21 protein-coding genes and 2 pseudogenes are annotated in these 26,459 nt (G+C 72.7%); 12 read left to right on the forward strand and 11 right to left on the reverse strand.

Annotated elements, in window-relative coordinates; genetic code table 11:
• The first annotated feature begins 155 nt into the window (after positions 1-155).
• From ACFYOV_RS25230 to ACFYOV_RS25240, 3 genes and pseudogenes are all read left to right on the forward strand, one after another.
• Complete coding sequence (locus ACFYOV_RS25230; RefSeq protein WP_389090944.1) at positions 156-2,366, forward strand: MMPL family transporter; 2,211 nt, start codon at positions 156-158, stop codon at positions 2,364-2,366.
• 121 nt (positions 2,367-2,487) lie between these two features.
• Positions 2,488-3,007, forward strand: a pseudogene (locus ACFYOV_RS25235) (YbaK/EbsC family protein).
• A 423-nt stretch (positions 3,008-3,430) separates the two neighbouring features.
• On the forward strand, positions 3,431-3,706 hold the full coding sequence (locus ACFYOV_RS25240) for a DUF1876 domain-containing protein (protein ID WP_389090946.1): 276 nt from the start codon (positions 3,431-3,433) through the stop codon (positions 3,704-3,706).
• 89 nt (positions 3,707-3,795) lie between these two features.
• Here the strand turns inward: ACFYOV_RS25240 and ACFYOV_RS25245 are convergent, their stop codons facing one another.
• The 6 genes from ACFYOV_RS25245 to ACFYOV_RS25270 all read right to left on the reverse strand — a co-directional run bounded on the left by ACFYOV_RS25245 (position 3,796) and on the right by ACFYOV_RS25270 (position 8,793).
• Complete coding sequence (locus ACFYOV_RS25245; protein ID WP_389090948.1) at positions 3,796-4,953, reverse strand: serine hydrolase domain-containing protein; 1,158 nt, start codon at positions 4,951-4,953, stop codon at positions 3,796-3,798.
• 83 nt (positions 4,954-5,036) lie between these two features.
• Positions 5,037-5,489 carry an organic hydroperoxide resistance protein gene (locus tag ACFYOV_RS25250; RefSeq protein ID WP_389090951.1) on the reverse strand — a complete coding sequence of 151 codons (453 nt, stop codon included), beginning with the start codon at positions 5,487-5,489 and terminating at the stop codon, positions 5,037-5,039.
• Positions 5,490-5,663: 174 nt separating this feature from the next.
• Positions 5,664-6,134: a MarR family winged helix-turn-helix transcriptional regulator gene (locus ACFYOV_RS25255; protein WP_389090953.1), complete on the reverse strand. Its 471-nt coding sequence runs from the start codon at positions 6,132-6,134 to the stop codon at positions 5,664-5,666.
• Between the two features lie 46 nt (positions 6,135-6,180).
• A complete protein-coding gene (locus tag ACFYOV_RS25260) occupies positions 6,181-6,948 on the reverse strand; it encodes an energy-coupling factor ABC transporter ATP-binding protein (protein ID WP_389090956.1) in 768 nt (255 codons plus the stop codon).
• A complete protein-coding gene (gene cbiQ, locus ACFYOV_RS25265; protein WP_389090958.1) occupies positions 6,948-7,709 on the reverse strand; it encodes a cobalt ECF transporter T component CbiQ in 762 nt (253 codons plus the stop codon). The genes ACFYOV_RS25260 and cbiQ overlap by 1 nt, the downstream gene beginning before the upstream one ends.
• A 1-nt stretch (position 7,710) precedes the next feature.
• Entirely contained in the window at positions 7,711-8,793 is a 1,083-nt protein-coding gene (locus ACFYOV_RS25270; protein ID WP_389090961.1) for an energy-coupling factor ABC transporter permease, read from the reverse strand.
• Between the two features lie 217 nt (positions 8,794-9,010).
• On the opposite strand from ACFYOV_RS25270, the gene ACFYOV_RS25275 reads away from it, so the two are divergent.
• Positions 9,011-9,379 (forward strand): SsgA family sporulation/cell division regulator, encoded by a 369-nt coding sequence (locus ACFYOV_RS25275; RefSeq protein WP_389090964.1) that lies wholly within the window; start codon positions 9,011-9,013, stop codon positions 9,377-9,379.
• Positions 9,380-9,406: 27 nt separating this feature from the next.
• Here ACFYOV_RS25275 and ACFYOV_RS25280 read toward each other — a convergent pair whose 3' ends face one another.
• The 4 genes from ACFYOV_RS25280 to ACFYOV_RS25295 all read right to left on the reverse strand — a co-directional run bounded on the left by ACFYOV_RS25280 (position 9,407) and on the right by ACFYOV_RS25295 (position 15,830).
• The gene (locus ACFYOV_RS25280; protein ID WP_389090966.1) at positions 9,407-11,089 is read right to left on the reverse strand and encodes a penicillin-binding transpeptidase domain-containing protein; all 1,683 of its coding nucleotides are present in this window, start codon (positions 11,087-11,089) and stop codon (positions 9,407-9,409) included.
• Positions 11,090-11,198: 109 nt separating this feature from the next.
• Entirely contained in the window at positions 11,199-12,830 is a 1,632-nt protein-coding gene (locus ACFYOV_RS25285) for a penicillin-binding transpeptidase domain-containing protein (RefSeq protein ID WP_389090968.1), read from the reverse strand.
• 291 nt (positions 12,831-13,121) lie between these two features.
• Entirely contained in the window at positions 13,122-13,766 is a 645-nt protein-coding gene (locus ACFYOV_RS25290; protein WP_389090970.1) for a dihydrofolate reductase family protein, read from the reverse strand.
• 318 nt (positions 13,767-14,084) lie between these two features.
• Positions 14,085-15,830 carry a dolichyl-phosphate-mannose--protein mannosyltransferase gene (locus ACFYOV_RS25295; RefSeq protein ID WP_389090972.1) on the reverse strand — a complete coding sequence of 582 codons (1,746 nt, stop codon included), beginning with the start codon at positions 15,828-15,830 and terminating at the stop codon, positions 14,085-14,087.
• 109 nt (positions 15,831-15,939) lie between these two features.
• Here ACFYOV_RS25295 and rsmI point away from each other — a divergent pair, with 109 nt between their 5' ends.
• From rsmI to ACFYOV_RS25320, 5 genes are all read left to right on the forward strand, one after another.
• The gene (gene rsmI / locus ACFYOV_RS25300; RefSeq protein ID WP_389090974.1) at positions 15,940-16,821 is read left to right on the forward strand and encodes a 16S rRNA (cytidine(1402)-2'-O)-methyltransferase; all 882 of its coding nucleotides are present in this window, start codon (positions 15,940-15,942) and stop codon (positions 16,819-16,821) included.
• Positions 16,822-16,956: 135 nt separating this feature from the next.
• Positions 16,957-17,394, forward strand: coding sequence for a hypothetical protein (locus ACFYOV_RS25305; protein WP_389090977.1), 438 nt, complete (start codon positions 16,957-16,959; stop codon positions 17,392-17,394).
• A 10-nt stretch (positions 17,395-17,404) separates the two neighbouring features.
• Positions 17,405-18,316 carry a TatD family hydrolase gene (locus tag ACFYOV_RS25310; RefSeq protein WP_389090979.1) on the forward strand — a complete coding sequence of 304 codons (912 nt, stop codon included), beginning with the start codon at positions 17,405-17,407 and terminating at the stop codon, positions 18,314-18,316.
• 34 nt (positions 18,317-18,350) lie between these two features.
• The gene (rsmA, locus tag ACFYOV_RS25315; RefSeq protein WP_389090982.1) at positions 18,351-19,223 is read left to right on the forward strand and encodes a 16S rRNA (adenine(1518)-N(6)/adenine(1519)-N(6))-dimethyltransferase RsmA; all 873 of its coding nucleotides are present in this window, start codon (positions 18,351-18,353) and stop codon (positions 19,221-19,223) included.
• On the forward strand, positions 19,220-20,116 hold the full coding sequence (locus ACFYOV_RS25320; protein ID WP_389090984.1) for a 4-(cytidine 5'-diphospho)-2-C-methyl-D-erythritol kinase: 897 nt from the start codon (positions 19,220-19,222) through the stop codon (positions 20,114-20,116). Before rsmA ends, ACFYOV_RS25320 begins: the two co-directional genes overlap by 4 nt.
• Before the next feature lie 157 nt (positions 20,117-20,273).
• Here ACFYOV_RS25320 and ACFYOV_RS25325 read toward each other — a convergent pair.
• Positions 20,274-20,401: pseudogene (locus ACFYOV_RS25325) on the reverse strand (Uma2 family endonuclease); the annotation flags it as partial.
• A gap of 155 nt (positions 20,402-20,556) precedes the next feature.
• Here ACFYOV_RS25325 and ACFYOV_RS25330 point away from each other — a divergent pair.
• From ACFYOV_RS25330 to ACFYOV_RS25340, 3 genes are all read left to right on the forward strand, one after another.
• The gene (locus ACFYOV_RS25330; protein ID WP_389090986.1) at positions 20,557-22,380 is read left to right on the forward strand and encodes an ABC-F family ATP-binding cassette domain-containing protein; all 1,824 of its coding nucleotides are present in this window, start codon (positions 20,557-20,559) and stop codon (positions 22,378-22,380) included.
• A 230-nt stretch (positions 22,381-22,610) separates the two neighbouring features.
• Positions 22,611-24,365: a PQQ-binding-like beta-propeller repeat protein gene (locus ACFYOV_RS25335; protein WP_389090989.1), complete on the forward strand. Its 1,755-nt coding sequence runs from the start codon at positions 22,611-22,613 to the stop codon at positions 24,363-24,365.
• A 103-nt stretch (positions 24,366-24,468) separates the two neighbouring features.
• Positions 24,469-26,430, forward strand: a complete 1,962-nt coding sequence (locus tag ACFYOV_RS25340; protein WP_389090991.1) for a PQQ-binding-like beta-propeller repeat protein — start codon at positions 24,469-24,471, stop codon at positions 26,428-26,430.
• The last annotated feature ends 29 nt before the right edge of the window (positions 26,431-26,459 follow it).

Raw genomic sequence — 26,459 nt, forward strand, 5'->3', positions numbered from 1 at the left:
CCCCACGGTCCCACCAGTCAGCCACCACCTGACGGTCAGCCACCACCTGACGTCACCTCCCCCCATCGCCGCAACGGCATGGGCGGTATCCCCACCGTCGTCGGGCTGATCCCACCTGCCCCGAAGAACCACGACTGACCGGGAGTTACGCCCTCGTGGCCACTTTCCTCTACCGACTCGGCCGGTTCGCCTTCCGGCGACGGCACTTCATAGCCCTGTTCTGGGTGGTGCTGCTGGCGCTCGCGGGCGTCGGCGCGGCCGGTGCGCCCGCCGCCGGCACCACCTCGTTCTCCATCCCCGGCACCGAGGCCCAGAAGGCGTTCGACCTGCTGGAGGAGCGCTTCCCCGGCAGCAGCGCCGACGGGGCGACCGCACGCGTCGTCTTCAAGGCACCCGCCGGCGAGAAGATGACGGACGCCGAGAACAAGGCGACCGTCCAGCAGACCGTCAAGGAGTTGTCCGGCGGCACCGAGGTCGCCCGCGTCACCGACCCCTACCAGGGCGGCGGCGTCAGCCGTGACGGGACGACCGCCTACGCGTCGGTGAACTACGAGGTCTCCGGCATGGAGCTCGAGGACGCCAGCCGCGACGCCCTCGAAGGCGCCGCCGAGGAAGCCCGCGACGCCGGGCTGACCGTGGAGATCGGCGGCGACGCCCTCCAGACCGTGCCGCACACCGGCGCCGCCGAGGTCATCGGCATCGGCATCGCCGCGGTCGTCCTCGTCGTCACCTTCGGCTCGCTGCTCGCGGCCGGCCTGCCGCTGCTCACCGCGATCATCGGCGTCGGCATCGGCGTCGCGAGCATCACCGCGCTGGCCGCCACCCTCGACCTCGGCTCCACCACCTCCACCCTTGCCACGATGATCGGCCTCGCCGTCGGCATCGACTACGCGCTGTTCATCGTCTCCCGCTACCGCGCCGAACTGGCCGAGGGACGCGAGCGCGAGGAGGCCGCCGGACGGGCCGTCGGCACCGCGGGCTCCGCGGTGGTCTTCGCGGGCCTCACCGTCGTGATCGCCCTGGTGGGCCTGTCCGTCGTCAACATCCCGATGCTCACCAAGATGGGCGTCGCCGCCGCCGGCACGGTGGCCGTCGCCGTCCTGATCGCCCTAACCCTGATCCCGGCGCTGCTCGGCTACGCGGGCCGCAGGGTCCGCCCGGCCGGCGAGAAGAGCAAGCTGCTCGGCGGCGGTCGCGGCGCCGAGCGGCAGCAGCGCCCCAACATGGGCACCCGCTGGGCCGGTTTCGTCGTCCGCCGTCCCGTCGCCGTGCTGCTGCTCGGTGTGCTCGGGCTCGGCGCGGCGGCCGTCCCCGCGGCCTCCCTGGAGCTGGGCCTGCCCGACGACGGCTCCCAGCCGACGTCCACCACGCAGCGCCGCGCCTACGACCTGCTCTCGGACGGATTCGGTCCCGGCTTCAACGGCCCGCTGGTGGTCGTGGTCGACGCGAAGGACAGCGACGACCCGCAGGCCGCGTTCCAGCGGGCCGGTGAGGAGATCAAGGGCCTCGACGACGTCGTGACGGTCAGCCCGGCGGCCCCCAACAAGGCCGGCGACACCGCTACCATCACCGTGATCCCGGACTCCCAGCCCTCGTCGGCGACCACCGAGGACCTGGTGCACGGCATTCGTGACGCGGGCGCGGACATCAGGGCCGGTACGGACGCGGAGGTCCTGGTCACCGGCTCCACCGCGATGAACATCGACGTCTCCCAGAAGCTCAACGACGCGCTGGTGCCGTACCTGATCCTGGTCGTGGGACTGGCGTTCCTGCTGCTGATCGTGGTGTTCCGGTCGATCCTGGTCCCGCTGAAGGCGGCCCTCGGCTTCCTGCTGTCGGTGACGGCGGCCCTCGGCGCGGTCGTCGCGGTCTTCCAGTGGGGCTGGCTGTCCGGCCTGATGGGCGTGGAGGAGACCGGTCCGGTCATGTCGATGATGCCGATCTTCATGGTGGGCGTGGTCTTCGGCCTCGCGATGGACTACGAGGTGTTCCTGGTGACCCGGATGCGCGAGGCCCATGTGCACGGCGAGAAGCCCGGCCAGGCCGTGGTCACCGGCTTCCGGCACGGGGCGCGGGTCGTCACCGCCGCGGCGATCATCATGATCGCGGTCTTCTCCGGATTCATCGGCTCCAGCGAGTCCATGGTCAAGATGATCGGCTTCGGCCTCGCGATCGCCGTCTTCTTCGACGCGTTCATCGTGCGGATGGCGATCGTCCCGGCGGTCCTCGCCCTGCTCGGCGGGAAGGCCTGGTGGCTGCCGAAGTGGCTGGACCGGGTGCTGCCGAACGTGGACGTCGAGGGCGAGGGGCTGCGCTTCCTGGACGCCAGGGACCCGGACGAGGACCGGGAACTGGTCCGCGTGTGACGGCGGTTGCCGTGCGCCGACCGGCCGGTGAGGGCTTCCATGGGGACGGGGTGCCCTCACCGGCTCTCGTGTGCGGCCGGTGCCGGTAACCGGTCGCAGGGCCGCTCCACCGGTCGCTACCGTGCCCTGCAGGACGGCAGCCGCCACCGACGCCGAAGGCTCCGGAGCCCTCCCCCGCTTCACCGGGGCCCTGCGCGAGCTGGGCCTCCACGACGTGATCGGACGGGTCCGCCGCTTCCCGGAGGCGACCCGCACCGCCGCGGAGGCCGCCGCCGCGATCGGCTGCGGACCGAGCCAGATCTGCAAGTCGCTGATCTTCGCGGCCGACGGCGTGCCGGTGCTGGTGCTCGTGGACGGGGCGTCCCGGGTGGACGTGGAGCGGGTCCGGCAGGAGCTCGGGGCCGGGAAGGTCACCCGCGCCGGGGCCGACGTCGTGCGCGAGGCCACCGGATACGCCATCGGCGGCGTCCCCCGTTCGGGCACCGCACCCCGACCCGTGTCCTGGCCGACCGCTCCCTGCTCGGCCACGACACGGTGTGGGCCGCGGCCGGGACCCCCACACCGTCTTCCCGATGGAGCCCCAGACCCTCATCGCCCACGCCGGCGCCACCCCGGTGGAGGTGCGCGAGCCCCGACGGTGACCCTGCTGGTGACCGCGGCCGTGCTGCTCGCCGCGGTCACCCACGCCGGCTGGAACGCCCCGCCCACCGGATCGCCGACACGCCAGCGGGTTGGCGCTGATCGCGGGCGGCGCTGCCGATCGGGCTGGTCCTGCTGCCGTTCGTTCCGTTCGTTCCGTTCGTCCGTTCCCGGCGGCCGGGGCCTGGCCGTACCCGATCGGCCCGGCCGCCGTCCACATCGCCTGCGACGCGCTGCTGACGCGCTCTTCCGGACGGCTTCGGGCAGGCGTACCCCGTCGCCCGGGGCAGCGCGCCCCTGGTCGGCACGGGCCGGTGTGTCGTGGGGTCGGACCGGCCGACCGCCGGAATTCATCGCTGCATGGCGGGGTGCGTCCGGACGGTGCGAGGAGCACCCTGGAACTAGGTGTTCCGGAGGTGATCGTCATGATGCACACCGCTGTGGGATGGCACGTGGAAATGGAGTTCAAGGAGGACGACCAGCACACGCGCGCGGTCGCGATGGTGAGGTTGCCCGACGGGTCCGAGGTACGGGCGCAGGGACACGCGACCCGGCACCACACCGACGCGAATCAGCCCAGGGTCGGGGAGGAGGTCGCCGGGGCCCGGGCGCTCAACGAACTCGCGATGCAACTGCTGACCAAGGCACACGACGAGATCGACCAGGCCTCGGGCCGGACGTCGCATCCGATCCACGTCTAGGGCCGTCCGCACCCGACGACAACGCCGCAGACGCATGTGCCGGCTCCGCGGCGTCTGCGGTGCGTTCCGCACGACAGGCGCCCGCGCGGTTACCCGAGCGACTGCCGCACCGCCCGCACCAGCGCCTGCGCCCGGGGGTCAGCGGTGACCGTCCTGCGGAAGCCGTTGGTGACGTAGGCGAACGCGATGCCCGTCCCGGGGTCGGCGAAGCCCAGGGTGCCGCCCCGGCCGGGGTGGCCGAACGAGCCCGGGGACAGCAGGGGTGAGGCGCTGCCGTGCAGCATGTAGCCGAGGCCGAAGCGGGTGCCGACCACCAGGACGCGGTCGGGGCCCGCCGACTCCTCGGCGCGGGCGAGGGCGACGGTGGCGGGGTCGAACAGGCGGACGCCGTCGATCTCGGCGATCAGTGCCGCGTAGAAGCGGGCCAGCCCGTCCGCCGTCGCGATGCCGTTGGCGGCGGGCAGGGCAGCCGCGCGGAAGGCCGGGTCGTTCTGGTCCGGGAAGGGGGTGATCGCGGCGAAGGCGCGGCGGGTCAGGGAGGACGGGTCGGTCCAGGCGTCGGTGACCGAGCGCTTGGGGCGGGCCCGCAGGACGCCGGAGGGTTCGGGGCCCTCGACGGGACCGACCGTTCCGACGCGGTGCGCCAGGTCCTCGGGCAGCCCCAGCCAGAAGTCCAGGCCGAGGGGGCGGGCGATCTCGGTGGCGATGCACTCGCCGGTGCCGCGGCCGGTCACGCGCCGCACCAGCTCGTCCAGCAGCCAGCCGTAGGTGAGCGCGTGGTAGCCGTGGTCCGTGCCCGGCTCCCACGCGGGGGCCTGCGCGGCGACCGCCTCGGCGCCCCGTCGCGGGTCGAGCGCCTGGTGCGGGGTGAGCGGACGGTCGAGGACCGGCAGCCCGGCCCGGTGGTTGAGCACGTGCCGGACCAACACCCGCTCCTTGCCGTGCGCCTTGAACTCGGGCCAGTACGCGCCGACCGGCGCGTCCAGGTCCAGTTCGCCGCGCTGGTGCAGCAGCAGGAGGACGGCGGCGGCAACGCCCTTGGTCGCCGAGCGCACCACCTGTGCCGTGTCCCGCTCCCACGGCTCGGCGCCGTCGAGGTGCTTCACGCCGCCCCACAGGTCGACCACCCGGTGCCCGTCCCGGTACACGGCCACGGCCGCCCCCCGGTCGCCGAGCGCCTCGAAGTTCCGGGCGAACGCTTCCCTCACCGGCTCGAAGCCCGCGGCCACTGTGCCGTGCACGTCCACGTCCGTACGTCCCTTCCCCTGCTGCCGATCGCCTGCGACAGTGCGTGCAACGCCCGCCGTTCGCCTGCGATTCCGGGGCTCCGTCAGCCGAGAACAATCGTTACGTCGATGTTGCCGCGGGTGGCGTTGGAGTAAGGGCAGACCTCGTGGGCCGCGTCGACCAGGCGCGCGGCGAGGCCCGCGTCCAGGACCGGCAGGGAGACGCTGAGAGCGACGGCGAGGCCGTAACCGCGCTGCTTGTTGGGGCCGATGCCGACCTTCGCGGCGACCGTGGAGCCGGTGAGGTCGTAGCCGGCGCGGTTGCCGACCAGGATCAGGGCGTTGTGGAAGCAGGAGCTGAAACCGGCCGCGAACAGCTGCTCCGGGTTGGTGCCGTCGCCGTCCCCGCCGAGCTGGGGTGGCATCGCGACCTTCAGCTCGAGCCTGCCGTCCTGGCTGGTGACGTAGCCGTCGCGACCGCCGTGCGCGGTGGCCTCGGCGACGTACATGATCTTCGTCGGGCGGGTGTCGGTGGCGGCGGCGGTGCCCTCGGTCATGGCTGGCCTTCCCCGTGTTCGGAATGCTGGGTGCGCAGTTACATCGTGCACAAGGTACTGGCTGGTAAGGATCTTGGGGAGGGCCGGGGGCTGTAACCGTGGGTAACCGGCAGTGGGCAGGGCAGGGCAGGGCAGGGCAGGGCTGGGCAGGGCGGGCGAGAGGAGGAGTTCGCGTCAGCGGGAGCGGGCGGCGGCCGCCTCGGCCCTGCGGGCGAGCTGCCACAGCTCCTCGCGCAGCCGCGCGGCCTCCACGCCCTCCAGCTCCGTCGCCGCGAGCAGCGCGCCGGGCACCCGGGCCGCCCGTTCCCGCAGCTCCTCCGCCCGCCCGGTGCAGGCGATCAGCACCGAGCGCTCGTCGTGGGCGGCACGCTCCCGGCGCACCAGACCGGCTCCCTCGAGCCGCTTCAGCAGCGGCGAGACCGTGCCGTAGTCGAGGCGCAGGGCCGCCGCCAGCTCCTTGACCGTCGTCTCGCCACGCTCCCACAGCACCAGCAGGACCAGGTACTGCGGATAGGTCAGCCCCAGCTCGTCGAGGAGCGGGCGGTACGCGGCCGTCACCGCGCGCTGGGCGGCGTACAGCGCGAAGCACAGCTGCTCGTCCAGGAGCAGCGAGGCGCCCTCACGGGTGGTCTCCTCGTTCGTCACGCGCCCCATTGTCACGTACGGCGGCCCGGCGGGGACGGTCGCCCGCTCAGGGCCCGGGAGCGGTGGCCGGAACCGAGCGGGGGTCGAAGCCGTAGGGCAGCTCCAGGCGGTGGGCCCGCATCAGCGCGTCGTCGGCGAGGAGCTCGGCCGTGGGGCCGTCGGCCGCGATCACCCCGTCGCTGAGGACCAGCGAGCGCGGGCACAGTTCGAGGGCGTAGGGCAGGTCGTGGGTCACCATCAGCACGGTGACGTCCAGGGAGCGCAGGATGTCGGCCAGTTCGCGGCGGGAGGCGGGGTCGAGGTTGGAGGACGGCTCGTCCAGGACCAGGATCTCCGGCTCCATCGCGAGCACCGTCGCCACGGCCACCCGGCGCCGCTGCCCGAAGGACAGGTGGTGCGGGGGCCGGTCCTTGAACTCCGCCATGCCGACCAGGCCCAGGGCACGGTCCACCCGCTCCTCCAGCTCCGGCCCCTTCAGCCCGGCCGCCGCCGGCCCGAACGCCACGTCCTCGCGCACCGTCGGCATGAAGAGCTGGTCGTCCGGGTCCTGGAAGACGATCCCGACCCGGCGCCGGATCTCCGCCATGTTCCGCTTGTCCACGGGCAGTCCGGCGACCCGCACCGTGCCGGTCCCGCCGGTCAGGATGCCGTTGAGGTGGAGCACGAGGGTCGTCTTGCCGGCGCCGTTCGGACCGAGCAGCGCGACCCGCTCGCCGCGGGCGATGGAGAAGTCGACGCCGAACAGGGCCTGGTGCCCGTCGGGGTAGGCGAAGGCGAGGCCGGAGACCTCCAGGGAAGCAGTCACGGCACCCATCACAGCACCCATCCGAACAGACAGACCACCAGGGCGGCGGACGGAAGGGCCAGCGCGTACGACCACTGCGCCCGGGACGCGGTCACCTCGTCGATCACCGGCATGGCGCCGGCGTACCCCCGGCTGACCATGGCCAGGTGCACCCGCTCACCGCGCTCGTAGGAGCGGATGAACAGCGCGCCCGCCGACTTCGCCAGCACCCCCCAGTGCCGGATGCCGCGCGCCTCGAAACCGCGGGACTCGCGGGCGATCCGCATGCGCCGCATCTCGTCGGTGATGACGTCGCCGTAGCGGATCATGAAGGAGGCGATCTGCACCAGCAGCGGGGGCAGCCTGAGTCGCTGGAGGCCCAGCAGCAGTTCCCGCAGCTCGGTGGTGGCGGCCAGCAGGACCGAGGCGGCCACGCCCAGGGTGCCCTTGGCCAGCACGTTCCAGGCGCCCCACAGACCGTTCACGCTGAGCGACAGCCCGAGGACGTCGACCCGCTCGCCCTCCGCCACGAAGGGCAGCAGCACCGCGAACGCCACGAACGGCACCTCGATGAGCAGGCGTTTGAGCAGGAAGCCGGCCGGGACCCGGGCCGCGTACGCGACGAGGCCGAGCAGCGCGGCGTACACCCCGAACGCCCAGACCGCCTCGCGCGGGGTCGACACCACCACCAGCACGAAGGCGAGGACCGCGGCGAGCTTGGTGTGCGGCGGCAGGGCGTGCACCGGGGAGTGCCCGTGGCGGTAGAGCCTGTGCGCGTGGCCGGCGCCCATGTCAGACGCTCGTGCTCGTCGTGCCGGCCGTGTCCGTGGGCGCGGCGGTGGCGGCGTCCTCGTCCGTGCGCCGCCTGCGCACCACCCAGAACACCCCGGTGCCCGCTACGACCGTCGCGCCGACGCCGATCACGCCCGCGAGGCCGCCGGACAGCCGGGCGTCGTCGAACCCCTTCACGCCGTAGTCGGCGAGCGGGGAGTCGGCGTTGGCGTGCTCCTCGGTCCTCTCGTCGATGCCGTGGTCGGCCGCGACCTTCTCCAGGCCGTCGGGGTCGGCGGAGGCGTAGAAGCTGACGAACCCGGCGAGGACGAACGAGGTGATCAGACCGGCGGCCAGGAACCTCCGCCGGGACCGGGGGGCGGCCGCGGCGGGCGCGGGCCCGGACCCCGGGGCGTCGACCAGCTCGCCGTTCACCCGCAGCTTGAGCCGCTGCTGGAGGCCCCGCGCCCCGTACACCAGGTCGGGACGCACGGCGATCACCGCGCCGACGGTCAGCGCGGTGATCGCCGCCTCGCCGATGCCGATCAGGACGTGCACGCCCACCATGGCGGTGGCGACCTTGCCGATCGAGACGTCGGTGGTGCCGCCGACCGCGTACAGGAGCGTGAAGGCCACTGCGGACGCCGGGACGGAGACCAGCGCGGCCACGAAGGACGCCACGGTCACCGAGCGCCGGGTGCGTGGCAGCACCGCCACCAGGCCCCGGAACAGCGCGTAGGCGACGACCGTGGTGACGATCGCCATGTCGGTGATGTTCACGCCGAGCGCGGTCAGGCCGCCGTCGGCGAAGAGCACGGCCTGCATCACCAGGACCACGGAGACGCACAGCACCCCGGTCCAGGGACCCACGAGGATCGCGGCGAGCGCGCCGCCGAGCAGATGGCCGCTGGTGCCCGCGGCGACGGGGAAGTTCAGCATCTGCACGGCGAAGATGAAGGCCGCCACGAGACCGGCCAGCGGGGCCGTCCGCTCCCCGCCCTGCTCCCGGCTCGCGCCGCGCAGGCTCACGGCGACGGCGCCGGCGGCGACGACCGCGGTGGCGGCGGACACGGGCGCGTTGATGAATCCGTCAGGGACATGCACCGTTCGATGATAGTGGCTTGTTGCGAACGTTTTGCAAGAGCGAGGAACTCGTCCCGTCCCGTGGTGCCGTCGGCCCTTCCCCGGCTCCCCCTGCCGGTGTGAGATACACCGCCCGGAGGCGTAATCCGCGATCCGTGGGACAGTGGACAAAGGGTGTGAGCAGCGTTTCGCGGCTCGCCGTCGCCCATGTTGGTAGCGCACCGTAAGGGGCCGACCGATGTCCGTAGTCGAGCAGTACGCACGGGCCCACATCGTCACGGATGCGGATGCTCCCCAGGAAGAGGACCAGGGCGCCGTCCCGGTGGTCCTGCGCTACGACCCCGAGCACGATCCCCGGTCGGTCCGGGTGCGCCTGCCCGGCGGCCCGGCGTCCCACGAGTGGACCCTTTCGCGGGACCTGCTGGAACGGGGCCTGCGGACGCCCGCGGGCAGCGGCGAGGTGCGGGTGTGGCCGTGCGGCCGGGTGCAGGCCGTGGTGGAGTTCCACTCCCCGCAGGGGGTGTCGGTGGTCCAGTTCGAGACCAAGGCCCTCACCCGCTTCCTGCACCGGACCTACGAGGTGGCCACCGAGCCGGTTCCGCGCTGACCCGCGACGGCGGCCGGCCCCGGCCGTTCAGCCGCCGTGCTTGAGCAGGGCCGCCACGATTGGGCCGGCCGTGGAGCCGCCGTGGCCGGCCGCCTGGACGACGCCCGCCGCCGCGAGGTCCCCGCGGTACGCGGTGAACCACCCGTTCGGCTTCTTCTGCCCGTCGACCTCCGCGGACCCGGTCTTCGCGCCGGCGCCGCCACCCACCCCGGCCATCGCCTCCGCCGCCGTGCCGTAGGCCGCCGTGTACGCCATCAGCTCCCTGAGCTGGGCGAGCGTGCCCGCGGACAGGGTGCGCGAGGCCGTCGCCGGCGTGCGTCCGTCCACCTCGGGCGAAACCAGGTACGGCTGGCGGAAGACGCCCGACTGGACGGTCGCCGACACCGAGGCCATGTTCAGCGGGTTCATCCGCACGCCGCCCTGGCCGATCAGGGACGCAGCCATGGGGGCCGCCGACTGCACCGGCACCGAGCCGTCGAAGGACGGCACGCCGATCTGCCAGTTGTTCTTCGACAGCCCGAAGACCTCCTGGGCCTGCTTGGTCAGGTCGTCGTTCTCCAGCTCGGGCGCCTGGCTGATGAAGGCGGTGTTGCAGGAGCGGGCGAAGCTCGCCTTGAAGGTGCCGTCCTTGATCTCGAACTTGTCGTCGTTCTGGAACTTCCAGCCGCCGTAGCTGAAGTACTTCGGGCACGGGTGCTTGTCGTTCACCCCCGCCAGCTTCTTCTCGATCAGCAGCGAGGAGGTGATCACCTTCATGGTGGAGCCGGGGGCGAGCGAGCCCTGGAACGCGGTGTTGAAACCGCGCGAGGAGTTCGCCACCGCCAGAATCTCGCCGGTCGACGGGCGCAGCACCACCACCGAGGCCCGCGCCTTCCTGGCCACCTGTTTCTCGGCGGCGGCCTGGAGGGACGGGTTCAGCGTGGTCCTCACCGTGCCGGGGGTACCCGCGCTCAGTTCCACCAGGGTCTTGTCGGACGCCTTGGCCGTCTTGGCCGCCCTGGACTCCTTGCCGCGCACGATCCGCAGCTCGACGCCGGCCTCGCCGCCCGCCTTCCTGCCGTACTTCTCGCGCAGCCCGTCCAGCACCGGTCCGAGGGAGGGGTACTTCGTGGTGGTCAGCTCGTCCCCCTCCCGGTCCAGCGCCTTGACCGGGGGCGTGCCCGCCTCCCCGGTGACCAGGCGGTCACCGTCCCGGAGGTCGGGGTGCACCACGGCCGGCCGCCAGTCGACCCGCGGCTCGCCGTCCCCGGCCCGGCGGACCACGGTGAGCGTGCTGTCGTACGCCAGCGGCTTGCCGACGCCCTTGTACGCCACCGTGCCCTTGACGGAGAAGGGGACCTTGTCACCGGTCCGGGTGCCGGGAGTGAGGGTGACGTCCTCGATGCGGGCGTCCTTGGCGTAGCCGGTGAGCAGGACGGCGGCGGACTCCGGGTCGTCGGTGGCGGCGGCGGCCGTGCGCACGTCGCCCTTCTGCCAGGCGGTGAGGAAGCCGCGGGCGGCGGTGGTGACCTCGGCGGCGGACAGCGGGCCGGTCCTGGCGGCCTCCGCCTGCCGGGCGGAGGCCGTGCCCGTCCCGTCCTCGGCGGCGGCTCCGCCCCCGTAGAGGACGTACGCCCCGGCGCCGGCCGCGCCGACGACCACGGCGATCACCCCGCCGATCACGGCGGGGCTGGTCTTCCGTCGCTCGGCGACGCGCCTTCTGCTGCCCACTGCTTTCCGTGCCTCCCCTGCTCGCCGGGCCCCCTCCGTGGCCTTCGTGAGCGCTCACGTGTGCCAACGACGCCCACCACCCTAGAGGCCCGGCCTGCGCAGCCCGCTGTCAGCCGCCCGCTCGTAGCACGGCTGCGACAATCGGACCGGCCGTGTCGCCGCCGTGGCCGCCCTGCTGGGCCATGGCCGCGGCGGCGACGTCGCCCCGGAAGCCGGTGAACCAGCTGTCCGACGTGGCGTTGCCGTCGACCTCGGCCGAGCCGGTCTTCGCGCCGATGTCCCCGCCGAGCCCGGCCATCGCCTCCCGGGCGGTGCCCTGGGTGGCGGTGAGCCGCATCATCTGCCTGAGCTGGGCGGCGGTGTTCGCGCGCAGCCCCGCGGCCCGGGCGAACTGCCGTCCGTCGAGACTCTGCGGGACGAGATACGGCTGGCGGAAGGTGCCGGTGACGGCGGTGGCCGTCACCGAGGCCATGTTCAGCGGGTTCATCTGGACCTGGCCCTGGCCGATGGCGTTGGCGGCACGGTCGGGTCCGGCGACGGCGGGGACGCTGCCGTCGAACGACACGATGCCGGTCTTCCAGTCCCCGCGGCCCAGCCCGAACGCCTCCTGCGCCTCCCGGGTGAGCGAGGCGTCGGTGAGCGGCTCCTCGTCGACGAGCTTGACGAAGGCGGTGTTGCAGGAGCGCAGGAAGCTGTCGGCGAGGGTGGCGTCGTCGTTCGGGTCGAGGCCGGTGATGTTCTGGAAGGTCTGGCTCTGCCACGTGGCCGTGGGCGGGCAGGGGGCCGGGCCGTTCATCGAGGTCACGCCGTGGTCGATGAGCATGGCCGCGGTGACGATCTTCATGGTGGAGCCGGGGGCGACCTTGCCCTGGAAGGCGGCGTTGAAGCCGTCGTCGCGGTGGTTGGCCACGGCCAGCACCTCGCCGGTGCTGGGCTTCACGGCCACCACCGACGCGTTCTCGACCTGCCCCACCGCCTTCTCCGCCGCGGCCTGGACCCCGGCGCTCAGGGTCGTGGACAGCCTGCCGGGCCTGCCCTCGGCGAGCGTCAGCAGCGGGGTGTCGGCGGCCGCCTCGTCGGCGTGCCGGACCACCAGCTCGACGCCCGGTGCGCCGCCGGCCCGGTCGCCGTACCGCTCGCGCAGGGTGTCCAGAATCGGCCCCAGGGAGGGGTACTTCTCCTTCGTCAGCACGGTGCCGTCGCGGTCCACCGCCTCGATCGGCGGCTTCGCGGCCTCCCCGGTGAGGAGGGTGTCGCCCTCCTTCAGCGCCGGGTGCACGACGGACGGCCGCCAGTCGACCAGCGCCCGCCCGGTGGTCTTCCCGCGCACGACGGTCAGCTCGCTCCTGTGGACGAGCGTCTTCGACTTCCCGTCGTGGCTGACCTTCGCCCGCACGCTGAACGGCACGGTGGTCCCGCTCGGCGTGCCCGGCGTGATCCGGACGTCACCGATGTGGGCGTCCTGCGCGTACGCGGTCAGCAGTTCGGCCGCCTCCTGGGCGTTGTCGGTGTACGACGCCGCCTGCGCCCCCTGCCCCTTCTCCCACGCCGTGAAGAACTTCCGGCTCGTCTCCCGCACTTCACCGCCGTCCGGCGGCCCCGACTTCGGCGCCGCCCCGCTCGACCCGTTTCCCCCGTCACCGCTCACGGCCGACGCGATGGTGTAGACCCCGTACCCGGCCCCGCCCACCATCGCCGCGAACACACCGCCGATGACGGCGGCCTTGACCCCCTTGCCCATCGGGCGCTTCCCCTCCCCCGTCGGGCCCCACGTCTCCTGAACGCGTTCAGAAAGCCCGTTCGAATGAGCACTGTACGCACACGTAGGGGCTACCGGGGCGGCTGTTTCCGGTTGTTGTCCGAACGGACAGGGGTCAGAGGTCCGTTCCGGCCGCTGGAGGCGGGGCGGCGGCCTCGTGACGGGTTCGGCCACGACCGAGCGTGTGCGTCGCGTTCGCATCCGTGGTGAGAAGGGCGTCCGCCGGGGCGGACACCCCCGCCACCGCGGCCCGAACTCGGGTGGGCCGTCGTGTCACCTCCGCCAGAACAGGTGATGCGTCACGCCGCTCGGGCTGGGCACGACCTCCAGGTGATACCGGTCGAGCAACTCGTCGGGAGACTCCCAGAGTCGCAGTCCGGACCCCAACGTCACCGGCGAGACCGCCACATGCAGGGTGTCGACGAGGCCGGCATCGAGGAACTGCCGGATGGTGGTGACCCCGCCGCCGAGCCGGACGTCCTTGCCCCGCGCCGCGCCCCGCGCCCGTTCCAGGACCGTGGCCGGGTCGGCGTCGACGAAGTGGAACGTGGTGTCGGAGAGCGTGAACGACGGACGCGTGTGGTGGGTCATGACGAACACCGGCGTCCGGAACGGGGGTTTCTCCCCCCACCAGCCGCGCCACTCGTGGTCCGGCCAGGCCCCGCGCTGGGGCCCGAACTTGTTGCGGCCCATGATCTCGGCGCCGATGTTGCGCGCGAAGTCACGCGTGAAGCAGTCGTCCAGGCCACGGCTCCCCCCGGGATCCGTACGCATGGGCCAGCTCGCCGTGGCACCCGCCCAGGCGAACAGCCTTTCGGGACGGTCGTGGCCGAACGGCCTCTCGAGACTCTGGTGCTCACCGGCACCGATTCCGTCACTCGAGACGTTGAAGTTCATGACTCTCAGCAGTTGAACCATGTCTGTCCTCGTCAGGTCCCGTCGCGTCGTCGTGTGGCGAGGCGCCCCACACCATGGCGTCGAACGGGAAGCGGCCGGATCGACAGCGGCCGCGACGCTCTCCCGGAACGACCGGGGCCGAAGCCACTCCGCACCCTCCACCGGAGGGGCTGACGTCCACGCGGTTGCCCCGGCGGTTTCGCCGTCGGGCCGCGATGGGCGGGGCCGTCCTCAAGCCGTCCTCGGGCCGTCCGACGGGAACCGACGACAGCCGTCAACCCGCACGAACGCCGCGAGGGCACGGCTGTCCGCCGTGCCCTCGTGTTCTCGCTGCCCCGGCTACACCCAGGTGTCGAGCCACATCCGCGCCCGCCAGTCGTCGATGGGGATCGCCTGGCCCGTGTAGATGGGCCAGAAGTAGATGAAGTTCCAGGCGATCAGGAGGGTGATGACGCCCGCGGCGGTCGCGCCGGCGACACGGCGGGTGTCGGTGGAGCGGGGTGGGCCGACGATCGCGCCGAGGAGCATGGCGACGGCCAGGCAGAGGAAGGGGAGGAAGACGATCGCGTAGAAGAAGAAGATCGTGCGCTCCTGGTACAGGAACCAGGGGAGGTAGCCGGCCGCGATGCCGCAGGCGATGGCGCCCGCGCGCCAGTCGCGGCGGAAGAGCCAGCGCCACAGCACGTAGAGGACGGCGAAGCAGGCCACCCACCACAGCATCGGCGTGCCGAGGGCCAGGACCTCGCGGGCGCACTTCTCGCCCGCGTCGGCGGGACAGCCGTCCCTGCCCGGTGCGGGGGACTCGTAGAAGTAGGAGACCGGGCGGCCGGTGACGATCCAGCTCCACGGGTTGGACTGGTAGGTGTGCGGCGAGGACAGGCCGACGTGGAAGTCGTAGACCTGGTTCTCGTAGTGCCACAGGCTGCGCCACCAGTCGGGGAAGAGCCAGGACCAGCTGCTGTCCTTGCCGTCGGTCACCGCCCAGTTGCGGTAGTAGCCGCCGGTGCCGTCGTCCGGGGAGAGGATCCAGCCGATCCAGGAGGCGAAGTAGGTGAACACCGCCACCGGGACGGTGGAGAGGAAGGCCCAGCCGAGGTCGTGCCTGAGGACCGCGGCCCGGGGGCGGCGGGCGCCGGCGACGCGCCGGGAACCGACGTCCCAGAGCACCGACAGCACACCGAACGCGGCCAGGATGTACAGGCCGTTCCACTTCGTGCCGATCGCCAGGCCCAGCATCACGCCCGCCGCCAGCCGCCAGGGCCGGAAGCCGATCCGGGTGTTCTCGGCGGTCTTCGCGTCCGGGCGGACCCGGCCGTCGGCGTCCACCGGCAGCGCCGCGGCGAGCCTCTCCCGCGCCCGGTCCCGGTCCACGACCAGGCAGCCGAACGCCGCGAGCACGAAGAACATCAGCACCCCGTCGAGCAGCGAGGTGCGGCTCATCACGAAGTGCAGCCCGTCCACCGCCATCAGCGCGCCCGCGAGGCAGCCGAGGAAGGTCGAGCGGAACAGGCGGCGCCCGATGCGGCACAGCAGGAGCACGGACAGCGTCCCGAGCAGCGCGGTCATGAAGCGCCAGCCGAACGGCGTGAAGCCGAACATCAGCTCGCCCAGCCCGATGACGTACTTGCCGACCGGCGGATGCACCACGTACGCCGCGTCGGTGGGGATCGGAACGTGGCCGCCCGTGGAGAGGATCAGGTCGTTGGCGTTCTTGTCCCAGTTGACCTCGAAGCCGCGGTGGACCAGTGCCCACGCGTCCTTGGCGTAGTACGTCTCGTCGAATATCACCGCCTTCGGGCTGCCCAGGTTCCAGAACCGCAGCACCCCCGCGAACAGCGCGACCAGCAGCGGACCGCCCCACGCCGACCAGCGCGTGATCCGCCCGGCGAGCACCGGCGGCACCCCCAGCGCCGCCCAGAGCCTGCCGGACGGCTCGGCGTACGGCGGCACCAGACGCTCGCGGACGTCGCCTCTCGCCCCCTTCGCCGGGTGGCCGAAGCGGCGCAGGCGCTGCTGCCACGTCGGCCGCTGCTCGTGGGGCGCCTGGTCCTGCCGGGTGTCCGTGGAGGACGCGGTACTGGTCACCGCGCCATCGTAGGGAACGGGGCTGTGTGAGTCCCGTCCCCGGGCGGTATGCCCCGCCTCCGTCCGCTCCCGCCACGTACCGCCCGCCGCGCCCTGGGAGGATGGGGGCGTGACCGGAACCCTCGTACTCGCAGGCACCCCCATCGGCGACGTCTCCGACGCCCCGCCCCGGCTCGCCGAGGAACTGGCCGGCGCGGACGTCGTCGCCGCCGAGGACACCCGGCGGCTGCGGCGGCTGACCCAGGCTCTCGGCGTCACGCCCAAGGGGCGCGTCGTGTCGTACTTCGAGGGCAACGAGTCCGCGCGCACCCCGGAGCTGGTCGAGGAGCTGGCGGGCGGCGCACGGGTGCTGCTGGTGACGGACGCCGGGATGCCCTCGGTCTCCGACCCCGGCTACCGGCTCGTCGCCGCGGCCGTCGAGCGGGACATCCGGGTCACCGCCGTGCCCGGCCCGTCCGCCGTGCTCACCGCCCTCGCCCTGTCCGGGCTGCCCGTCGACCGGTTCTGCTTCGAGGGCTTCCTGCCGCGCAAGGCGGGCGAACGGCTGGGGCGGCTGCGGGAGGTGGCGGGCGAGCGGCGCACCCTCGTCTACTTCGAGTCCCCGCACCGGCTCGACGACACCCTCGCCGCGATGGCCGAGGTCTTCGGGGCGGAGCGCCGGGCCGCCGTGTGCCGTGAGCTGACCAAGACGTACGAGGAGGTCAGGCGCGGCCCGCTGGCCGAGCTGGCGGCGTGGGCGGCCGAGGGGGTGCGCGGGGAGATCACCGTGGTGGTCGAGGGCGCGCCGGACCGGGGCCCCGAGGAGGTGGACGCCGCCGAGCTGGTGCGGCGGGTGCGGGTGCGCGAGGAGGCGGGGGAGCGGCGCAAGGAGGCGATCGCCGCCGTCGCCGTGGAGGCGGGAGTGCCGAAGCGTGAGGTGTTCGACGCCGTTGTGGCGGCGAAGCGCGGTGAGGAGCCGGGGGAGCGCGGTCAGCGGAGCGGACCTCGGTAAAGGACTCGGGGTCCACCGGTAAAGAACGGTCAAATCGGGCCCCAATGTTCGGCAGGGGCGGTGCGTCCGGGCCCGGCCGGGGGTCCACTGGGGGCAGGGCGGATCCGCTCCGCCCCCGGAGGGACAGGAGCCGGGATGAGTGAGATCGCAGGGCAGGCCGCACTGCGCGCCGGTGCGACCGCCGTCGTCAACGAGTCGTACTCCTTCGCCTGCATGCGCTGCGGCGACGGCTGGGAGCAGTCGTACGAGATAGAGCACCACACGGACGGCGGCGGCCGGGACTTCGTGGTGTACGTGGCGAACGGCGACATCGTGCCCTCCCCGCTGCGCCGGCCCACCTGCCGGAACTGCGGCGGCCACGTCGTGCGGATCATGCGCGCCGGCCGGGTGGAGACGGCCCGCCACGCGGCCCACCGGGACCACCGGGTGCCGCTCGCCGGACCCGTCGAGGCACCCCGCCGGGCCGTGGAGGACGAGGGGACGACGCCGGAGCACCACTGGCACCTGTCCGGCCTCCTGCACCCCTTCCGCCGGGCGGACCGAGCCCGCGGCGCCCGCACCCCCCTTCCGTAGGATCGGGGGCATGCCTGCGAACGCCCCCGAAAAGAACGCCGCCCCGCCGCTCCCGGAGCCCCTGCGGGTGCCGGTCGCCGATTCGCACACCCACCTCGACATGCAGTCCGGCACGGTGGAGGAGGCCCTCGCCCGGGCCGCGTCGGTGGGTGTCACGACGGTCGTCCAGGTCGGCTGCGACCTCAAGGGCTCACGCTGGGCCGCCGAGACCGCCGCGGCGCACGCCGCCGTCCACGCGACCGTCGCGCTGCACCCCAACGAGGCTCCGCGCATCGTCCACGGTGACCCTGTGGGCACCCCCCAGCCCTCTGGGGCTGGGGGAGGCCGGTCGCGCCAGGGGGCCCGCGAGCCCGGCGGGGACGCGGCGCTGGACGACGCGCTCGCCGAGATCGACCGGCTGGCCGCGCTGCCGCAGGTCAAGGGCGTCGGCGAGACGGGACTGGACTACTTCCGCACCGGACCGGAGGGCAAGCAGGCGCAGGAGCGGTCCTTCCGCGCCCACATCGAGATCGCCAAGCGGCACGGCAAGGCCCTCGTCATCCACGACCGCGACGCCCACGCGGACGTGCTGCGCGTGCTGAAGGAGGAGGGCGCCCCCGAGCGGACCGTCTTCCACTGCTACTCGGGGGACGCGGAGATGGCGGAGATCTGCGCCGCCGCCGGGTACTTCATGTCCTTCGCCGGAAACGTCACCTTCAAGAACGCCCGGAACCTGCGCGAGGCGCTCGCCGTCGCCCCGCTCGAGCTGGTCCTGGTGGAGACCGACGCGCCCTTCCTGACGCCGGCGCCCTACCGCGGGCGCCCCAACGCCCCGTACCTGGTGCCGGTCACGGTGCGCGCCATGGCCGCCGTACGGGGCGTCGACGAGGACACCCTCGCCACGGCCCTCGGGGCGAACACGGCCCGCGCCTTCGGCTACTGACCTGGGCCGCCCCGCCGCCCCGTACCCTTGTCCCGTGACCAGCCCCACCCCCGACGCCCTCCTGGGCCCCGCCGACGTCCGTGAGCTCGCGGCCGCTCTCGGCGTGCGGCCCACCAAGCAGCGCGGCCAGAACTTCGTCATCGACGCGAACACCGTCCGCCGTATCGTCCGCACCGCCGAGGTCCGCCCCGACGACGTGGTCGTCGAGGTCGGCCCGGGGCTCGGCTCCCTCACGCTGGCGCTGCTGGAGGTCGCCGACCGGGTCACCGCCGTCGAGATCGACGACGTCCTCGCCACCGCGCTGCCCGCGACGATCACCGCCCGCATGCCCCGGCGCGCCGACCGGTTCGCGCTGGTGCACTCCGACGCGATGCACGTCACCGAGCTGCCCGGCCCCGCCCCGACGGCGCTGGTCGCCAACCTCCCCTACAACGTGGCCGTGCCCGTCCTGCTGCACATGCTCGACACCTTCCCGAGCATCGAACGCACCCTGGTGATGGTCCAGTCCGAGGTCGCCGACCGGCTCGCCGCCGCGCCCGGCTCCAAGGTGTACGGCGTTCCCTCGGTCAAGGCCAACTGGTACGCCGAGGTCAAACGGGCCGGTGCCATCGGGCGGAACGTCTTCTGGCCGGCGCCCAACGTCGACAGCGGGCTGGTCTCCCTGGTCCGCCGCGCCGAGCCGCTGAAGACCACCGCCTCCCGGCGCGAGGTCTTCGCCGTCGTCGACGCCGCCTTCGCCCAGCGCCGCAAGACCCTGCGGGCCGCGCTCGCCGGGTGGGCCGGTTCGGCCGCGGCGGCGGAGGCCGCCCTGGTCGCCGCCGGAGTGTCGCCGCAGGCCCGGGGCGAGTCCCTGACCGTCGAGGAGTTCGCGCGCATCGCCGAGCACAAGGAGCCGGGCCAGCAGTGAGCGTCACCGTCCGCGTCCCCGCGAAGGTCAACGTCCAGCTCGCGGTCGGCGCCGCCCGCCCCGACGGCTTCCACGACCTGGCCAACGTCTTCCTCGCCGTCGGTCTCCACGACGAGGTCACCGTCACCCCCTGCGCGGACGGGCCGCGCGTCACCTGCACGGGCCCCGACGCCGACCAGGTGCCCCTGGACCGGACCAACCTGGCGGCGCGGGCCGCCGTCGCGCTCGCCGAGCGGTACGGCCGCGACGCCGACGTGCACATCCACATCGCCAAGGACATCCCCGTCGCCGGCGGCATGGCGGGCGGCAGCGCGGACGGCGCCGGCGCGCTGCTGGCCTGCGACGCGCTGTGGGGGACGGGCGCCTCGCGGGAGGAACTGCTCGGCATCTGCGCCGAGCTGGGCAGCGACGTGCCGTTCAGCCTGGTCGGCGGGGCGGCGCTGGGCACCGGGCGGGGGGAGAGACTGACGCCGCTGGAGGTGGGCGGCACCTTCCATTGGGTGTTCGCGATGGCCACGCGGGGACTGTCCACGCCGGCCGTGTTCCGCGAGTTCGACCGGCTCGGCGAGGGCACGCGCATCCCGGAGCCCGTCGCCTCCCCGGACCTCCTTGCCGCCCTCGCCAAGGGCGACCCCGACGCGCTCGCCGCGACCGTCACCAACGACCTCCAGCCCGCCGCGCTGTCGCTGTTCCCGGAGCTCGCCGACACCCTCACGGCGGGACGGGCGGCGGGAGCACTGGCCGCGCTGGTCTCGGGCTCGGGCCCGACCACGGCGTTCCTCGCCCGGGACGCGGAGTCGGCGGCCGGGATCGCCGAGGCCCTGCGGGTCTCGGGCTCCTGCCGCACGGCGCGTACGGCGGCAGGTCCCGTACCGGGTGCGGTGGTGATCTGAGCGGGATCGGATCAGAACTCGCCGACGGCCGTGAGATCCATGTCGATGGTGTACGGCTTGTCGACCCTGATCCGGTCCCGGTGCCGGCCCATGTGTCCGTAGGACTGTGTCATCGGGTCGAGTGCGTGGACAGGGACGAGGGGGCGACCGGTGCTGGAACCGGGCTCCCGTCGATCAGCTCGGTGTGCGGCGGGAGATCGGGCAGCGTGAACAGGTCGTCCACGGTGCAGCCGTCCGGCGGCGGCACCGGCCTGGATGGCGGTGCTCGGCGGACTCGGCGGTCATGGTTCCTGCCATGGACGGCATCCTGCGGCCTGCCCTCCACGGCAGCCGCCGTTCCCGATCACGTCATCACCATGAGTGACGGTCGCCTCGCGCGTCGGCCGTCCTCCGCCAGGGCCTACGCTTGAAAGCTGATCGATCCACGGGGCAGGAGAGAAATGGCCGTCAACCTGGTCAATGTCGAGAACGTCAGCAAGGTGTACGGCACCCGTGCCCTGCTCGACGGCGTCTCCCTCGGCGTCAGTGAAGGGGACCGCATCGGTGTCGTCGGGCGCAACGGCGACGGCAAGACCACCCTCATCCGGATGCTGGCCAAGCTGGAGGAGGCCGACACCGGACGTGTGACCCACTCCGGCGGGCTGCGCCTCGGCGTGCTCACCCAGCACGACTCCCTCGACCCCGCGGCCACCGTCCGGCACGAGGTCATCGGCGACCTGGCCGACCACGAGTGGGCCGGCAACGCCAAGATCCGCGACGTGCTGACCGGGCTGTTCGGCGGGCTCGACCTGCCCGGTTTCCCCAAGGGACTGGACACCGTCATCGGCCCGCTGTCCGGCGGTGAGCGGCGCCGGATCGCGCTCGCCAAGCTGCTCATCGAGGAACAGGACCTGATCGTCCTCGACGAGCCCACCAACCACCTCGACGTCGAGGGCATCGCCTGGCTCGCCCAGCACCTGCGGGACCGCCGCTCCGCGCTCGTGTGCGTGACCCACGACCGGTGGTTCCTCGACCAGGTCTGCACCCGCATGTGGGACGTGCAGCGCGGCGTCGTCCACGAGTACGAGGGCGGCTACTCCGACTACGTCTTCGCCCGCGCCGAGCGGGAACGCATCGCGGCCACCGAGGAGGCCAAGCGGCAGAACCTGGTCCGCAAGGAACTGGCCTGGCTGCGCCGCGGGGCCCCCGCCCGCACCTCCAAGCCGCGCTTCCGCGTGGAGGCGGCCAACGAGCTCATCAAGGACGTGCCGCCGCCCCGCGACAGCAGCGAACTGATGAAGTTCGCCTCCTCGCGCCTGGGCAAGACGGTGTTCGACATCGAGGACGTCACCGTCCAGGCCGGCCCCAAGGTGCTGCTGAAGCACGTCACCTGGCAGCTCGGCCCCGGCGACCGCATCGGCCTGGTCGGGGTCAACGGCGCCGGGAAGACCTCCTTGCTGCGGGCCCTGGCCGACGCCGCCCGCACCGAGGGCGAGGCGCAGCCAGCGGGCGGCCGGATCCGCGTCGGGAGGACGGTCAAGCTCGCCTACCTCTCCCAGGAGGTCACCGAACTCGACCCCGCCCGGCGCGTGCTCCAGGCCGTGCAGGAGGTGCGCGAGCGCGTCGACCTCGGCAAGGGACGCGAGATGACGGCCGGTCAGCTCTGCGAGACGTTCGGCTTCAACAAGGAGAAGCAGTGGACGCCGGTCGGGGACCTGTCCGGCGGCGAGCGGCGCAGGCTCCAGCTGCTGCGGCTGCTGATGGACGAGCCCAACGTCCTCTTCCTCGACGAGCCCACCAACGACCTCGACATCGAGACCCTCACCCAGCTCGAGGACCTCCTCGACGGCTGGCCCGGCTCGATGATCGTCATCTCCCACGACCGCTTCTTCGTCGAGCGCACCACGGACCGGGTGTTCGCCCTCCTGGGCGACGGCACCCTGCGGATGCTGCCGCGCGGCATCGACGAGTACCTGGAGCGCCGCCGGCGCATGGAGGAGGCCGCCGCGGCGGCCGTCCCGGCGGCATCCGCCGCCGCGGCCCGCACCGACCGGGCCGCCCCCGAGAAGAGCGCCGCCGACCAGCGCGCCGCCAAGAAGGAGCTCCAGAAGATCGAGCGGCAGCTCGACAAGGTCGCCGAGAAGGAGACCGCGTTGCACGACGCGATCGCCGAGCACGCCACCGACTTCGCCAAGGTGGCCGAACTCGACGCCGAACTGCGGGAACTGGCCGGTCAGCGGGAGCAACTGGAGCTGTGCTGGCTGGAGCTGGCGGAGGACGCCTGACGCCTGACGCCTGCCCCGCGGGGGCGTGCGAGGCGTGAAGGGGGCGTGAAGGCGCGTAACGAGGGCATCACGGGCCGGTCCTCCCTTGGGAACAGGGGCGGATGCGGCCCGGTGGGGTGTCGGCGCCGGGTGATAGAAAGAGCCGTCTGAGAACGATACGACGACGACTCTGGGTCCGACACGAACCTCAGGGCGTGGCTAAAAATCAGTGAGCAAGGGGGAACGCGCTGATGACTCAGCCGCCCAGCCAGCCGCCTCAGGGTGGCTTCGGAGCACCGCAGGATCCGCCGCCGGGTGGTGGCGGCTTCGGTGCTCCCCAGACCCCGCCGCCCCCGCAGGGCGCGCCGCAGACCCCGCCGCCCCCGCAGCCCGGGTACGGGTATCCCCAGCAGCCGGGCCCGTACGGGCAGCAGCCGGGCCCGTACGCCCCGGGGCCGTACACCTCCGGGCCCTACGGCCCGCCGCAGCAGCCCGGCCCGTACGGGCAGCCCGGCCACGGATACCCGCCGCAGCCGCAGCACCCGGGCGCCCCCGGCACTCCGCCCGGCGGCTCGCGCAACCCCTTCAAGGGGCGGCCGGCCGTCCTGATCGGCGCCGCGGTGGCCGCACTGCTGGTCGTCGGCGGCACCGTGTGGGCGGTCTCCGGCGGTGACGGCGAGAAGGACAAGAAGCCCGTCGCGCAGAAGAGCGACGGCCCCGGGCCGTCCTCGTCCGACGACCCGGTCAACCCCGGTGACGGCAGCGGCGACGGCGGCGAGGACCCGGAGGACCTCAACGACGGCCGCCGCCCCGGCGAGTCCAAGGTGCTCTGGTACAAGGAGGCGCCGGACGCGCCCGCTTCCGGCGCCGACGCCCCCGGCATGTGGATCACCGACAGGACAGCGGTCAAGGCGGCCTACAAGGAGCTGTCCGCGTACAACGTCGGTGACGGCAAGCCCACCTGGGAACCCCTCGCCTTCCCGGAGAAGATCTGCGCGGTCACCCAGGAGAAGACGGCCGACGACAAGATCGTCGTCGCCCACATGAGCGGCAGCAGCGACCGCGCCAAGTGCAACCAGCTCCAGCTCGTCGACCTCAACACCGGGGAGAAGGGCTGGACTCAGAAGGTCGCCGACGGCGACCTGTTCGACTCCGCCCTCTCCATCGAGCTGACCCTCACCGGCAATACGCTGATGGTCGGCCGCTCGCAGTCCGGCACGGCGTACGACGTGACCAACGGCAGGAAGCTGTTCGACAAGCGGCGCTACGACGAGACCTGCTTCCCCGGCGGCTTCGCGGGCGGCGAGCGGCTGCTCGTCGTCTCCTCCTGCGGCGCGGGTGGCGACAACCAGCACGACGAGCTCCAGGAACTCGACCCGAGGACCGGCAAGGTCAAGTGGACCCGCAAGTTCGAGAAGGGATGGAGCGTCGAACGCGCCTACTCCGTCGACCCGGTGGTCATCTACAGCACCAACGAGGAGAAGAAGGCCTGGAACATCTCCACCTTCACCTCCACCGGCGCGTTCCGCTCCCAGGTCGGCTTCGACGAGGAATTCGCCCCCAACTGCGGCTGGGCGATCCTCGCGCGTGACCTCCAGGGCTGCGCCGGCGTCGTGGTCGACGGGGAGACCCTCTACCTGCCCACCGAGGCGGCCACCGGGGCCAACGAGGTGGTCGCGGTGAACCTCGCCACCGGCAAGGAGAAGTGGCGGGTGAAGTCCCCGGTCGCCGAGACGATGCAGCCGATGAAGGCCGAGGGCGGCAAGCTCATCGCCTACGTCGAGCCGTCCTACGACGCCGGCGGCCGGATCGTGTCCATCCCGACCACCGGCACCGGCCACCAGCCGGTCACGCTGATGCAGAACCCGCAGGGCGTCGCGAAGATCGAGAACAGCTTCTTCAGCAAGGCGATCGACTGGATCGACGGCCGCTTCTACCTCTCGACGACCCGGCTGACCGGCAATGACGAGTCGAAGGAGAAGTTGATGCTCGCCTACGGCAAGTGAGGCGCACCGCGGTGGCGATCCGCACCGGCCCCGCAGGCCCGGCAGCCTCGCCCCGCTCCGTCACTTCCCCGCCGCCCGCCCCCTTCCCCGAGGTACTCACGTCATGACCCAGCCGCCCCCGCCGCCCAACCAGCCCCCGCAGCAGCCGGGCTTCGGCCCGCCGCCGGACGCTGTGCCGCAGCAGCCGCCCGCGCAGCAGCCGCCTGCCCAGCCGCCGTCGGCCCCCGGTGGGCCCGACCTCGACAAGGCCCCGCAGCCGCAGCCCGGGTACGGCTATCCGCAGACCCCGCAGCAGGGGCCGGGCGCGCCCCAGGCCCCGCAGCAGCCCCCGGCGGCGCCGCAGGCCCCGCAGCCGCAGCCGCCTGCCGCGCCGCAGGCCCCGCAGCCGCAGTCCGGGTACGGCTATCCGCAGCAGCCGCCGGCCGCCGGGTACGGCTATCCGGGCCAGCAGCCGGGGCCGTACGGCCAGCCGCAGCCCGGTGCCTTCGGCCAGCCGGGCCAGCCCGGTCCCTACGGGCAGCCGCAACCGACCGGGCCGTACGGGCAGCCCGGTTACGGCTATCCGCAGGGGACCCTGCCGATGCAGCCCCAGCCGGGCCAACCGGGCGGCGGACGCAAGTTCAACGCGCAGCTGGCCATCATCGTCGCGGCGGTCGTGGCCATCGCCCTGATCGTCGGCGGCGGCGTCTGGTACGCCTCCACGTCCGGCAAGGACGACAAGACCAACACCGCGAGCTCCGGCGGCAGGACCGGGGGCAAGGACGCCAAGAACGGCGGCGGCAGTTCGTCCGGCGGCGACGCCCAGGAGAAGGCACCGGCCGACGCGAGCTCCAAGCTGCTCTTCCAGGTGCCCGCGCCCAAGCCTCCCAAGGGCACCAGCACCGTCGTCACGTCCGGTTCCTGGGTGACCGACACGGTGTACGCCAAGAGCGGTGTCGCCGAGGTCGTCGGTTACGACCCCGACAAGGGCACGAAGCTGTGGACGATCGACCTGCCCGGACCGGTGTGCGAGGCCAGCGACCACGTCACCGACGACAACAAGACCGCGATCATCTACAAGCCCGCCATGCCGACCAAGAACGAGCCGCAGTCGTGCACGCAGGTCGCGGCGATCGACCTGGCGACGGGCAAGAAGCTGTGGTCCAGGACCGCCCAGTCCGGCACCATGCCGATCAGCTTCAACAACGTCACCGTCAGCGGGGGCACCGTCGCCGCGGGCAGCACCAGCGGCGGCGCCGCCTGGGACGCCGCCTCCGGCAAGCAGCTGTGGGCACCCAAGACGTCCGACGCCTGCTACGACTCCGGGTACGGCGGCGGGGCGAAGCTCGTGGCCGTCCGCAAGTGCGGTACGTACGACCAGCGTCAGCTGCACATCCAGACCATCGACCCGAAGTCCGGCAAGGTGGCCTCGGAGTACGTGATGGACGAGGGCATCGAGTACGCCAGCGTCGTCAGCACCGACCCGCTGGTCGTGGCCGCCGACGTCGGTGACTCCGCCGGTGACGGCAGCGGCATCTCCGACTTCTTCTCCGTCGACAACAAGACCGGCAAGCTGCTCACCCGCATCTCCGCGCCCGGCGACGAGTTCGCGGCCCGCTGCGACGGCATCACCAAGATCGAGCAGTGCTCGGGGATCGCGGTCGGCAACGGCAAGCTGTACATCCCGACCGAGGAGGAGGACGCCTCGGGCAAGTACGGCCAGACCAACCAGGTCGTCGCCTTCGACCTCGCCACCGGCAAGCAGACCGGGCAGCGCGCCGACGCGGGCGACGGCTACGAGCTCTCGCCGCTGCGCATGGACGGCGGCAACATCCTGGCGTACAAGCGTCCGCCGTACGACAAGGGCGGGCAGGTCGTGAGCATCGACGGGGCCACCTTCAAGCAGACGGTCCTGCTGGAGAACCCGGCGACGGAGTCCGTGCGGGACGCGGAGACACGGATGCTGCCGGAGTACTCCGAAATCCTGTTCTCGAAGGGGCGGCTGTACATGTCCGACGTGTACGCCAGCGACCTGTCGACTTCGAGCGACAAGGAGTATCTGGCGGTCGCTTTCGGTACGGGCTGATCATTCCCGTCGGTTCCGTGCGTACGGCC

Source organism: Streptomyces sp. NPDC005931, from assembly GCF_042871235.1.
GTDB lineage: Bacteria > Actinomycetota > Actinomycetes > Streptomycetales > Streptomycetaceae > Streptomyces.